This window comes from Dickeya lacustris (genome assembly GCF_029635795.1).
Classification (GTDB): domain Bacteria; phylum Pseudomonadota; class Gammaproteobacteria; order Enterobacterales; family Enterobacteriaceae; genus Dickeya; species Dickeya lacustris.
In genome coordinates this window covers 2,876,041-2,888,860 of the sequence record NZ_CP114280.1, presented here as the reverse complement: position 1 = coordinate 2,888,860, position 12,820 = coordinate 2,876,041, and the positions used below count along the sequence as shown (strand labels likewise).

Here is a 12,820-nt window from a genome sequence, read left to right as displayed (position 1 = left end):
ATTGCTTTCCATTTTTGGTGGCTTCCCTAAAAAAAACGCTGTGTTATGTTTTACCGCCATTATGTCCGGCAGAGCAACAAAAGAACAGGTTAGCGCCTGAGATTGTTTTCAGCATTAGCCATTTTACGTTGAATAACGCATCAACAGCCGGTATCTCGCTAATGCGCTTAGATGTATCTCTTGGGTATTAAAAATTAAAGGTAACGCATAATGCAAATTTCATCGAAGTCAGCGGTTATATTAACGTTGCTTGCCACACTATTCTGGGGCTCTAATTTTCAGGCAACGAAAATTGCGCTGGAAAGTTTATCGTCATGGACGGCATCATCAGAGCGATTCATTATTGCTTCTCTTTTGATCGTTGCATTTGCCACATTAAGAGGGCAACTTTCCTTTAGTACGCTTAAGAAAAATATATTTCCATTCATTTTTCTTGGTGCCATTGGTGTTGCTGGTTTTAATGGCGCATTATTTCTGGGTTTGCAAACATCACACCCAGTCACCGCTGCACTCATTATGGCGACGACACCCATCTCTGCCAATATCCTTGAAGCCATCATGCGCCGCCAGATGCCACAACGAATAAGAATCATCGGTATGGCAATCAGCCTGCTCGGTGTGTCGATTGTTATTACTCATGGAAAGATATTTGCGGGTGGTAGCATCGCCTTCGCCCCTGGTGACATCATTATCTTTGTTGGTAGCTTAGGGTGGTCAATCTATACGGTAGGAACTCGGGCAATGGTTGTGGAGTCAACCCCCATCGAGACCACAACCTGGACGATGATTTTCGGCACCTTCATTCTGAGTGCGATCGCGTTTATACAAGAGTCACCGATAAAAACGCTTGGCTCGGCGTCACTCAGTAGCCATCTGGCTGACGTATATATGGGAATTGCAGGCTCTGTATTAGCGTATCTGTTTTGGATAATTGGTATCTCAACAAGGGGCCCAGGGAAAACAGCAATATTTTTCAATTTTGTTCCCTTATTCGCCATTGTCATACAGGCTGTTTTAGGAAGTATGCCCAGTTATGCCCAACTACTTGGTGCTGCATTGACGATAGCAGGTGTTCTGCTCGGCCAGAAAAAAATTAACACCTCCATTAATATCAACATGGAATCTAAAAAATCAGCGCCTGATAGAATGAAAATAACACTATCGAATGCCATGCAGTAAAAAGAACTAAAAAGATCCGAAAACAAAACCAAAAAGATAAACAAGAATAAAATGTGCTGACTTTACCTGTCTTTTTACTAAAAATTTACAATCCTGAAAAATAAAACCCAGCATTTAAAAAAGAGTTTTTCTATATACTAAAAGTGACGCCGCGACATTACCTCAGTGAAATCAACATCACTGATGAAATTCATTGATATTCAGGCCATTTGGTAGTGCATACCATTTTCATATTTTCTTTTAATGAGAAGGCAGAATATCTACGGTATCAAAAATCGTTTTCTACTCATGTTATTTCTGCTCTAAAGAATGAAAAAGGACATTTCTATGAGTCAACCGTTCATACGTATACGTTACCTGTCTACACTGGCAGGTAGCCTGACGCTACTGTTTAGCACCCTTCACACACTGCCTGCACAGGCCGATGCGGTACATGTACAGAAATCGGCACTGCCGTCGCTCAACGTCATCAAAGCCACCCGCGCATGCAGCGACCTGACGCAAATCGACCTGACACGTATCGCCGGGGCTGGCAGCAAGATAACCCAGGCCACAGAAACCAGCCAAAACGGACTGACCTACTGCACCGTAGACGGCGTGCTGGCCCCGGAGATTGGCTTTCGGGTGCAATTACCCAAAGAGAGCTGGACACAGCGTTATCTGCAAGTCGGGTGCGGTGGGCTATGCGGCAGCATTTCCACCACGCCGGGCGCAGCCGAAGGGTGTGCACCGCTCAATGCCGGTGGATTCGTCATCGCTGGCTCGGATATGGGGCACGGCCAGGCCAGCGCCAACAGCGGTGAATTCGGCGCAGACCCGCAAAAACGGGCCGACTTCGCTTATCGCGGCGTTCACCTCACCGCTGTTGCCGCCAAAACGTTGATCGACGCTTACTATGGTCATAAGGCGGCCTATTCCTATTTCACGGGCTGTTCCGACGGCGGGCGAGAAGCACTGGTTGAAGCCCAGCGTTTCCCTGAAGATTTTAACGGCATTATTGCCGGGGCTCCGGCCATGAATTTCCTGGCACAGAACGCAATTTTCCACGCCTGGCAGTACGTCGCCAACCATGATGCGCATGGCAATGCGATTTTACTCTCCTCTCGCCTGCCGCTGATTCACAACGCCGTGCTGGCCGCTTGCGACACTCTGGACGGACAAACGGACGGCCTGATTGCCGACCCACGCGTATGCCATTTCAACCCGGATGTACTGCTGTGCAAAGGAGATAACGCCGATACCACGCAATGCCTGACACAACAAGAAGTGGATGTGGTGCAGCGTTTCTATAACGGCCCGATTGACCCGCAGACCGGCGAGCACCTTACGGCAGGTGGCCCGATGCCTGGCTCTGAGCTCGGCTGGACGGTCTATGTGCCCGCAACCGCCACCGGGAAAGTGATGAGCGATAGCGTGTCATTGGCCGTGCTGCGCTATTTGGCGTTTACCACCACATCACCGACATTTACGCTTGCCGAAATGACTTTCGACCGAGCGACCTTTGATCGCTTGCGCCCACAGCATGCACTCTATGATGCCACCAATACCGATTTGTCGCGTTTCTATAACGCGGGTAACAAGTTGATTTTGTGGCACGGTTTGTCTGACCCGCACATCTCGCCGGTTAACACAATTTCTTACCATGAAACACTGGAGCAGGTGATGGGCACGTCTCGCACACAGGCTTTCGAGCGGTTGTACCTGTTACCGGGTGTGCAACACTGCTCCGGCGGCGAGGGCCCGAGCAAAATCGACCTGCTTACACCTATTATGAACTGGGTAGAAAACGGTGTTGCCCCACAAGCGATCGTCACTACCCAGACCAGCGGTGACGACCATAGCGGCTTTGGTCTGCCTGGCGCAAACGCCCCTGTGGCCGACACCAGCACACAGGCTGAAACCATCGTGCGTACTCGTCCGGTTTACCCGTTCCCGTATATTGCGGTTTATAAGGGGCAAGGGGATGTCAATAGCGCCGCCAGCTACACTCGCAGTGGCCCGCTGACGCGTGAGAAATCACGTCAGTGGATGGGCTCGGACTTCTACCGCCCGTACCGTGGTGTGACACACTAACCCCGCTTTGACATGTTATCCCATCGCCACAATCGGTGTGATAAGCCCATGTCGCGATCAACGCAGGTCATCTGGCCTGCGTTTTTCAATTTCGCCAAGAATAACGCGCTATTCTTTTATCGCGCTATCCGGTCTGGCAGCGAAGTATTCACCATTAACGCCTGTTGCGATGGGCCCGAAGGATGAAGAATGGATCTAAAACGAATGCAATATTTTTGCACGGTATTCGAACAAGGAAATATCAGTAAAGCAGCTCGCCTGTTAAATATGGCAGCACCGCCATTAGGAAAACGGCTGCAAGAATTAGAGCAGGAACTCGGCGTACCGCTATTTTTACGCCGAGGGAAAACCTTGCAGCCAACAGAAGCAGGCACATTTTTATATCATCACGCCCGCGATATCCTCGGTAAAGTCAATGAGGTCAAAAATAAAACGGCACGCTTTAGCACCAGCGACAAAAAAATAATAAAAATCGGGCTCTCTTATTTATTTTTATCCCGTTTTAGTGTGGCATTAAATCAATTACAACACGCCTTACCACACCATCTATTACATATTACCGTGTCTGATTCCAGCCACCTGGAATCGCTGCTACGGGATAAAAACCTGGATGTCGCACTCATGCAGACGCCCAAACCAGCACCTGATTTTCAGGTAGATGCCTTAACACCGGTTCCAGCCATGGCTTTGGTCGCCAAAAACCTACTTACGCCGACACAATCAGGGCATACGATTGATCTGATTGCGTTAAGTCACCTGCCATTATTATTACTACAGCGTCTTGAGGGTCAGGGAACATTGGAAACGCTACTTCAGCTTTTCCATGATGCCAATCAGTCACTGAATGTGCTGATGAAAGCCTCAGACCCACAGCTCATCGTTTCATTGCTACGGCAAGGTAGCGAGGCTTGCGCCATTCTGCCTGCCAGCGAAATACCGTCCCAGTTGCCGCCGCACTGTCAGGCATTAACGATTCATCCGCCGCTGTCACTGTTCCGGCCCGCCGTCGTCACGCTCAAGGGTGCTCAAATCGCAGATGAATGGCTCCGCCTGCTGACCCAATAACTGCAAACACGCGCCGTTTAGCCGTGAGCGGCACCATGCGGCGTGACGGTATGGCCCTCTCTGGGCACCAAATTCAGTTTGCCATGGCGCACGCCGGTTTCCGCCATCACCGCCGCCGCGAACTGTTGCACTTCGGCGGTCGCACCACGCAGGATGACGGTTTCGACACACTCATCATGGCTCAGATGGGTGTGCATGGTTGATACCGTAAGATCGTGGTGCGCATGTTGCATTCCCGCCAGACGGCTGGATAACTGGCGTTCATGGTGGTCATACACATAGCTTAATACCGCCACGCAGGGAGCCATATTGTCTTGCTCAACCGTCATTTCACCGAGCTCACGGCGCAGCATGTCGCGAAATGCTTCAGAGCGGTTGGCATAGCCCTTGCGCACCATCAGCGCATCCAGCGCGTCCGCCAGTTCGTCGTCCAGAGAAATAGTCAGTCGTTGCATGTCGGCCTCAGTGAAAAACCGCGCTATCAACAGAAAAAACGGCCCGTTGTCTCAGCGCCAGTCATTAAACAGGAACACATTAAACAGGAACAATAGCCTGAAGGATAACAACAAAATGGAAAACTCACATCGCAGAGAAGCAACCACGCGGGGGAAATGGGCGTGTGCCGGTTTGACACACGCCTGAAAGGTTAGAGCAAAATACGCAGCATACGGCGCAGCGGCTCGGCCGCACCCCACAGCAACTGGTCGCCAACGGTGAAGGCTGACAGGTACTGCGGGCCCATGTTGAGCTTACGCAGACGGCCTACCGGAGTAGACAGCGTGCCGGTCACAGCCGCCGGGGTCAGTTCACGCATGGTGATGTCACGATCGTTCGGCACCACTTTCACCCAGTCATTGTGGCTTGCCAGCATCTGCTCAATTTCCGGCAGTGAGACATCTTTTTTCAGCTTCAGGGTAAATGCCTGGCTGTGGCAACGCAGCGCGCCGATACGCACGCACAAGCCATCCACCGGAATGGTGCTGGCGGTGGCAAGAATCTTGTTGGTTTCGGCCTGGCCTTTCCACTCTTCGCGGCTCTGGCCGTTTTCCAGCTGTTTGTCTATCCACGGGATCAGGCTGCCCGCCAGCGGCACGCCGAAGTTTTCCACATCCAGACCGCCGCGTGACAAGGCCGTCACTTTACGCTCGATATCCAGAATGGCAGAAGCCGGGTCGCTCAGTTCAGCAGCCACTTCAGCGTTTAACTGGCCCATCTGAATCAGCAACTCACGCATGTTGCGCGCGCCCGCGCCAGAGGCCGCCTGATAGGTGGCAACCGATGCCCACTCCACCAGGTCGTTGGCAAACAGACCGCCCAGCGACATCAGCATCAGGCTCACGGTACAGTTACCGCCGACAAAGGTTTTGATGCCTTTATCGAGACCCGCCTGAATGACGCCGTGGTTGACCGGGTCCAGAATAATAATCGCGTCATCCTTCATACGCAGAGAAGAAGCTGCGTCAATCCAGTACCCTTGCCAGCCACTTTCACGCAGCTTTGGATAGATTTCATTGGTATAATCGCCACCCTGACAAGTGATGATGATATCCAGCGCACGCAACGCATCGAGATCAAACGCATCCTGCAACACACCCGTCTGACCGCCCAGCGCCGGAGCAGGCTGGCCTAGTTGCGAGGTGGAAAAAAATACCGGGCGGATTAAATCAAAGTCGCGTTCTTCTACCATGCGCTGCATGAGTACCGAACCGACCATACCGCGCCAGCCAATAAAACCAACATTTTTCATGAGAACCGTCCTGCCTGGGTGACAAAAAGCAATCCGACTGCCGTTTCAGGCAGGGTGCATAGTGTAAAGTGATGACTGTCAACCTTACAAAATGTACCAGAAGTCGCAAGTGAATTTATTCGATGACTCAGGCGTTTTCAGCAACACGCCTAATGTTTCCGGGCCAGGGACGTGGATGAGAGGAGCCAACCACCATTATGACTGAAATGATCTCAGCAACCGTGTTGTTGCTGTTAATTATGGACCCGCTCGGCAACCTGCCGGTGTTTATGTCGGTGCTCAAGCACCTTGACCCGAAACGGCGGCGGGTGGTGCTGATCCGCGAGATGATTATTGCGCTTGGCGTGATGCTGCTGTTCTTGTTCGCCGGTGAGAAAATTCTCGCCATTTTGAACCTGCGCACCGAAACCGTTTCTATTTCAGGCGGGATTGTGCTGTTTTTGATAGCGATCCGTATGATTTTCCCGACACAAGAAGGTTTTACCAGCGGCTTGCCTGCCGGTGACGAACCCTTTTTAGTGCCGCTGGCGATCCCGATGGTGGCCGGGCCGTCGATACTGGCGGCGCTGATGCTGCTGTCACACCAATATCCCAACCAGTTACCGCACCTGACGCTGGCGCTATTCATCGCCTGGGGCATCACGGTTGTCGTGCTACTCCTGTCGAACCTGTTCTTACGCCTGCTCGGTGATAAAGGCGTGAATGCGCTGGAGCGCCTGATGGGGCTGGTACTGGTGATGCTCTCCACCCAGATGTTTCTCGATGGCATCCGCGCCTACCTGAAGCTGTAGACGCGGTTTGGCGCGCAGGCCGGCACCTTGGCTGGCCTGCAACGCGATAACACCGGTGGTGTAATACCAGCCGTTACACCACGTAACTCAACAGCAGCGTACCAACCAACCCACACACCGCAATGATGGTTTCCAGCGCAGACCAGGATTTCAGCGTTTCAGGAATGCTCAGGTTGAAATACTCCTTGAACAGCCAGAAGCCGGGGTCATTAACGTGAGAGAAAATCACGCTGCCGGAGCCAACGGCTATCACCATCAATTCCGGGCTGACGCCGGAGGTCGCTATCAATGGCGCGACGATACCGCCCGCCGTAATAGCCGCCACCGTCGCCGAACCGAGCGCGATGCGCAGCGTCGCGGCAATCAGCCAGGCGAGTAAAATCGGCGAAAAACCGCTGCCATGCATCATACCGGCAATGTATTTATCCACGCCGCTGTCTACCAGCACCTGCTTAAATGCGCCGCCACCGCCGAGGATTAACAGCATCATGGCGATGATTTTTATCGAATCGGTGATAGTCCCCATCACCTCTTCCATGCTGCGCCCCCGGTTCAAACCGAAGGTGAAAATGGCTATCAGCACCGCAATCAGCGTCGCCATCACCGGGTCGCCGAAGAACTCGGCATACGCCAGCAATGGGTTGTCTTTCGCCAGCACCATTTCCGCGACCGCGCGCAGGGCCATTAATATCACCGGCACCAGCGCCGTCATCACGCTGACCAAAAAGCCCGGCATCTCCTGTTCGGTGAACTGTTTCGGGTTATACAGCCCTTCCGGGATCGGTTTATCGATTTTTTTCAGGAAACGGGCGTAAACCGGCCCCGCCAGAATGACCGTAGGAATACCGAGTAAGGTGCCAAATAGCAGGGTTTTACCCATATCTGCGTGAAACAGCGCGGCTATCGCCGTTGGCCCCGGATGCGGCGGCAGAAAGCCGTGCGTAACAGACAGTGCGGCGGCCATCGGCACACCGGCATACAGCAGCGGAATGCGGGCAGACGCCACAATACTGAACACCAGCGGCAGCAACAGCACAAACCCGACTTCATAGAACAGCGCAAAGCCAACGGTAAAGCCGGTCAGCACTATCGCCCACTGGATATGTTTGCGGCCAAAGCGGTGAATCAACGTGGTGGCGATACGCTGCGCGCCCCCGCAATCCGCCAGCAATTTCCCCAGCATCGCGCCAAAGCCCATGATCAACGCCAGGCTACCCAACGTACCGCCGACCCCATTCTTAATTGAGGTCATCACTTTTTGCACCGGCATTCCCTGCATCATGCCCACGGCCAGGGCAACCAGAATCAGTGCAATAAAGCCGTTCAATTTAAAGCGAATCATCAGCACCAATAACAGTGCGACGCCCACAGCGACAATTACGAGTGGCATAACTCTCTCCGGCAGCCCTGTAGCGGCACCGCAACGGCGGTGCCAGCAACAGGGTATTTTCTGGTGTCTTGCGAAAGCACCCGGTGTTTTGGCTGCACCTTCGCTACAGTAAGGTCAGGCGTTTAGGGAGGGTTCCCGATGTGATATTCATCACAACGCACAATGTTACCGGTATCATGATACCGGTAACATGTTAAAGTCTGAAACCAGCAAGAAGCATTTAATTTACACTTTGGGATAGAGATCAAATTATGTCAGGACAAAGTATTATTCTGATGGGGGTTTCCGGCAGCGGAAAATCCAGCGTGGGGGCGCAACTCGCCCGGGAGATCAACGCCAAATTCATTGACGGTGATGACCTGCATCCCAAAGCCAACATCCAGAAAATGGCGGCAGGCCAGCCGCTTAACGATGATGACCGCGCCCCCTGGCTGGAGCGCCTTAATGATGCGGCCTACAGCCTGCACCATAAAAATGAAACCGGCATTATCGTCTGCTCTGCGCTCAAAAAACGCTACCGTGACCGACTACGCCACGGCAACGACGGTATGGTGTTTTTGTATCTGCAAGGCAGTTTCGAGGTCATTTTACAGCGCCATCAGGCGCGGGCCGGGCATTTTATGCCCACCGCCTTGCTGCAAAGCCAGTTTGATGCGCTGGAACAACCGGATAAGACAGAGAGTGATGTGATAACCGTTGATATCAATGGCTCAATGGATCGGGTGGTAGAACGCTGTATCGCCGCCCTGCGTGCGCACCTGCCGCACCAGCGCTAAACGCTTTCACCGTTCTGTAGCACAAAGCCGACATCGACATGGGTCGTCGGCAGGATTTCGCCATGCAGCCGCGCCAACAGTTGTGTTGCCCCTATCTCGCCGATGCGCTTACGCGGCGTCAGCACACTGGTGAGGCGCGGCACGGTGGTCTGGCCGATGTCATGACCGTGAAAACCGGCAATCCCCATCTGCTCCGGCACCCGAATCCCCTGACGCTGGCATTCAAACATCGCCCCGATCGCCAGATCATCGTTGGTGCAAAACAGGCTATCGAGCTCAGGGTACTCAAGCTGTGCTCGCCGCAACAATTCACCACCCAACGTATAGGATGACGGGTTTTCACTCATGACGCTGTAGCAGGGCAGCCCGGCATCCGTCATCGCCTGCTGATAACCACGCTGTTTTTGCAGCGTGCGTTCATCCTGACGCGCGCCAAGGTACATCCACCCGTCGGCGGCCACGCTCAAGCATGTAGTGCGTCATCTGGTAAGCCGCTGCGACATTATCAAACCCGACGGCCATATCCAGACAAGGCGATACCGAATCCATCAGTTCCACCACCGGAATACCGGCAACGGCAATCATCTGCCGGGTGCGGTCAGTGTGGGTACGTTCAGCCAAAATCAATCCATCAATGTTGTAAGCCAGCAGTGACATCAAGCGCTGCTCTTCCACCTCCGGTTGATAACCGTAATGGGCCAGCATGGTTTGATATCCCTGCGCTTCCGCCACTTTTTCAATACCGCGCAGCACCTCGGCAAACACCTGGTTCGTCAATGACGGCAACAGCACGCCAATCGCCCGGCTGGTGGAATTAGCGAGAATATGCGGCGTTCGATTCGGGATATACCCTAACTCATCAAGTACGGCGGCAAGCTTGCCCCGCAAGGCCACAGAAACCTGCTCGGGGTTACGCAAATAGCGGCTGACCGTCATTTTGGTCACGCCCACCCGGTCTGCAACATCCTGCAACACCGGTCTTTTTTTCTTGATCATCTCGTTATCGTCCGCTGATAGTCCTGTGCTGAAAAAGCGTGATTATACGGAATAAATGGTTAGCATAATATGAATCACATAAGGTATTTTTCAAAAAAAAGTAATTTCATTAATTTAATAATATAATCAACTTTATTTCTAATGTGATTAATTCTTTATTCGTCAACTGCCATCCGGCCGAAGCCATGTTATTGCCCTATATTCACCAACCACAGCTTCACGACGCAATATCGTTTCCATCTCTGCCATTAAAACATATCGGGTACTGAGTATTAAAAATTTCATCAGGAAATTAATGTTCCCTCTTTAGTCACCGGGTAATCAGGAAAAAGCCGCCTTTTAATGGAAACATACCTGTAGTGAGACTTTACTTCTGTTTACAAAAAAAGTAGTTTATTAATAACCTGTGTTAGGTAACGGTGAACCCAGTTTTTGGATAGTCTCAATGTCTTTTCTAAAGAGGACATTAGGCCAGATAGACATATTCACATTTAAGTTTAATACAAGTAATCACCCCAGTTTAATAATTGGGATAAATTGATATAACCGTAAGAAACCAGGCATCATTGAATTAAATCAAGAAAAAGCATTTCGATATATGCCATCTTTTTTGACATTAACAGTAAAATATATGTGTCGTAGTTTTTATATTTTTTCTTTATAAAAAATCATAAAAATGAATCGGCATCGATTTAGCGTAGATTTTATCGCAGCGTCATTGGCATTTATTCTCGGTTCTGCGAGGGTGGAAACCCGTGTTTCCGCTGAGGCAAAAGGTCTTGAAAAACGTCCCATCAAAGGCGTTTTTAACTAAAAATAAAAAAGATGGCGTTATCGTGATTCAATCCGCACCTCCGTACTCAAAGTACGGCAACGCAGACTGTAGCACAGCGTTCAAAGATTATGATTGTGGCTATATTCATTCATGTAACACTACCTTTGATTTTGGTGCATGGTGTATTGGCATCCCAACGCAGAAAGATATCGGTTCGGGAGGAAAAGATTGCCAATACACCACGCCTGAGCCTAGGTCTATTGCCACACACACGCTGGTACGTAGCGTGCGGTTATCACATACAGGCATACAGGAGAAAATGGTATGAACAGTATTCCTACGCTCGGCTCACTCTCGATGGCCGTTTCAGACTTGAAACTGAATGCAAACGTTTCAGCTCAACAGCAGGCTACAGATGGTTCCACCACCACAAGTGAAGTCAAAACCGAGCGACAGATTGTAGAAATCAGCGCCGAAGCCTTTAAGAAGTATAATTCAGAAAGAAAGACAGGAGACCTGATATCTAAACCAGTAACTATAACTCAAGAGCAACTGCATAACGATTTTATGGAGATACTCACTGCAAAATGGAAAAGAATCGATGAAGCATCGAAAATCGAGCAGGCGATATCAACACAAATTTTTCAAACTTACTTATCTTTTATCGATAAATTTGTCAAAAATAATCCAGATTTAAAAGATACATCGTTTGGCTTTAGCGTGAGCCAGTACGGAAGGCTGGTGGTAACACAACAGGAGGGGCTGACAGAGGAACAGATTACACGCATAGATCGGGCGCTTAACTCATCAAAAGAACTGGTCGAACAGGCCGACAAACTGGCGGATGCACAAATAGCACTCTTTGAAGCCGAAGATCTTGACTTCGGTATCACTTTTAATCGAAGCAACTATGCCAGAACGATTGATATCGGCGCGGATATTACGACAAACCATCTCGCCAATATCACACCTCGTGACCACCCTTTGGCGATGAAAATCTATGGACAGGCTTTCAAGAGTTATTGGCACGAACAATTATACGATAAGGGTGAGCGTAAAAATTCATAGCAGGAACACAGCACAGGGGGTCTGGAACATCATCCCCCAAGACAAGTAGGCAGACATATGGCCTGCCTATATCCTTTAAGATAATCAGCACTGCATCCATTCATAAATGCATCTGGTGCTGATTTGCCGCGAGTGACTATGCGCATTCATGAAAGCGAATATTCAAGATTGCCCCTTCACCCCTCTTCGTCTTATTTTACCGGCGGCAAATCAAACAGCAGGATTTCGCTGTCTTCGCTGGCGCGCACGGTGATGGTTTCCTCATCCCAGATGGCCAGCGCATCGCTGGTGGTCGCTTGCTGACCATTGATCTCAATGGAGCCTCGCACCACCTGAATCCACACCTGGCGGCCCGGCTGCGTCTGATACGTCGAGGTTTCCTGTGCCTTCAGCGCCCAGCGCCACAGCGTCATGTCTTGAAATACCTTCAGCGAACCGTCACGCGCATCGGGTGACAGCACCAGTTGGCGGCCCTGTGGATCGTCAAACCGGCGTTGCTCATAGCGCGGCGTCAGGCCGGTTTTTTCCGGCAATATCCAGATTTGGTAAAGGTGCAGGGGAATGTCCTGACGCGCGTTATATTCCGAGTGGCGAATGCCGGTGCCCGCGCTCATTATCTGGAACTCACCGGCCGGGATCTGTTCCTTATTACCCATACTGTCCTGATGTTCTACCGTGCCTGCCAGCACATAGGTCAGAATCTCCATATCGCGGTGCGGGTGGGTGCCGAACCCCTGACCGGCTTCAATGACGTCTTCATTAATCACGCGAAGCGCGGAAAAACCCATAAAATCAGGATCATAATAATCAGCGAATGAGAAAGTATGCCAGCTATCCAGCCAACCGTGATTGGCATGGCCGCGATCGTGTGCTTTACGTAAATAAATCATGTTGCGCTCCTGTTGCGTTTTTTTCAGTCTAGCGGGCAGCGCATAATATGAAAGCTGAAAAAACTCACCG

General features: G+C 51.1%; 10 protein-coding genes and 1 pseudogene. 6 read left to right on the top strand and 5 right to left on the bottom strand.

Annotated features, from left to right (window positions below):
- Positions 1-210: 210 nt before the first annotated feature.
- From O1Q98_RS13115 to O1Q98_RS13105, 3 genes are all read left to right on the top strand, one after another.
- The gene (locus O1Q98_RS13115; RefSeq protein WP_125260929.1) at positions 211-1,179 is read left to right on the top strand and encodes a DMT family transporter; all 969 of its coding nucleotides are present in this window, start codon (positions 211-213) and stop codon (positions 1,177-1,179) included.
- Between the two features lie 327 nt (positions 1,180-1,506).
- Complete coding sequence (locus tag O1Q98_RS13110; protein ID WP_125260930.1) at positions 1,507-3,252, top strand: tannase/feruloyl esterase family alpha/beta hydrolase; 1,746 nt, start codon at positions 1,507-1,509, stop codon at positions 3,250-3,252.
- Between the two features lie 189 nt (positions 3,253-3,441).
- Positions 3,442-4,317, top strand: coding sequence for a LysR family transcriptional regulator (locus tag O1Q98_RS13105; protein WP_125260931.1), 876 nt, complete (start codon positions 3,442-3,444; stop codon positions 4,315-4,317).
- 17 nt (positions 4,318-4,334) lie between these two features.
- Here the strand turns inward: O1Q98_RS13105 and nikR are convergent, their stop codons facing one another.
- Positions 4,335-4,772 (bottom strand): nickel-responsive transcriptional regulator NikR, encoded by a 438-nt coding sequence (nikR, locus tag O1Q98_RS13100; RefSeq protein WP_125260932.1) that lies wholly within the window; start codon positions 4,770-4,772, stop codon positions 4,335-4,337.
- A 191-nt stretch (positions 4,773-4,963) separates the two neighbouring features.
- Complete coding sequence (gene asd / locus O1Q98_RS13095; protein WP_035344756.1) at positions 4,964-6,064, bottom strand: aspartate-semialdehyde dehydrogenase; 1,101 nt, start codon at positions 6,062-6,064, stop codon at positions 4,964-4,966.
- A gap of 197 nt (positions 6,065-6,261) precedes the next feature.
- On the opposite strand from asd, the gene O1Q98_RS13090 reads away from it, so the two are divergent.
- Positions 6,262-6,855, top strand: coding sequence for a YhgN family NAAT transporter (locus O1Q98_RS13090; RefSeq protein ID WP_067487347.1), 594 nt, complete (start codon positions 6,262-6,264; stop codon positions 6,853-6,855).
- 73 nt (positions 6,856-6,928) lie between these two features.
- On the opposite strand, the gene gntT is transcribed toward O1Q98_RS13090, so the two are convergent.
- Positions 6,929-8,245, bottom strand: a complete 1,317-nt coding sequence (gntT, locus tag O1Q98_RS13085) for a gluconate transporter (protein ID WP_125260933.1) — start codon at positions 8,243-8,245, stop codon at positions 6,929-6,931.
- Positions 8,246-8,496: 251 nt separating this feature from the next.
- Between gntT and O1Q98_RS13080 the strand changes: the two genes are divergently transcribed.
- The gene (locus tag O1Q98_RS13080) at positions 8,497-9,021 is read left to right on the top strand and encodes a gluconokinase (protein WP_125260934.1); all 525 of its coding nucleotides are present in this window, start codon (positions 8,497-8,499) and stop codon (positions 9,019-9,021) included.
- Here O1Q98_RS13080 and gntR read toward each other — a convergent pair.
- Positions 9,018-10,014: pseudogene (gene gntR / locus O1Q98_RS13075) on the bottom strand (gluconate operon transcriptional repressor GntR). The gene O1Q98_RS13080 and the pseudogene gntR overlap by 4 nt on opposite strands.
- Positions 10,015-11,116: 1,102 nt before the next feature.
- Between gntR and O1Q98_RS13070 the strand changes: the two are divergent.
- Positions 11,117-11,860, top strand: coding sequence for a hypothetical protein (locus O1Q98_RS13070; RefSeq protein WP_125260936.1), 744 nt, complete (start codon positions 11,117-11,119; stop codon positions 11,858-11,860).
- 191 nt (positions 11,861-12,051) lie between these two features.
- Here the strand turns inward: O1Q98_RS13070 and O1Q98_RS13065 are convergent, their stop codons facing one another.
- The gene (locus O1Q98_RS13065) at positions 12,052-12,750 is read right to left on the bottom strand and encodes a pirin family protein (protein WP_125260937.1); all 699 of its coding nucleotides are present in this window, start codon (positions 12,748-12,750) and stop codon (positions 12,052-12,054) included.
- Between the last annotated feature and the right edge of the window lie 70 nt (positions 12,751-12,820).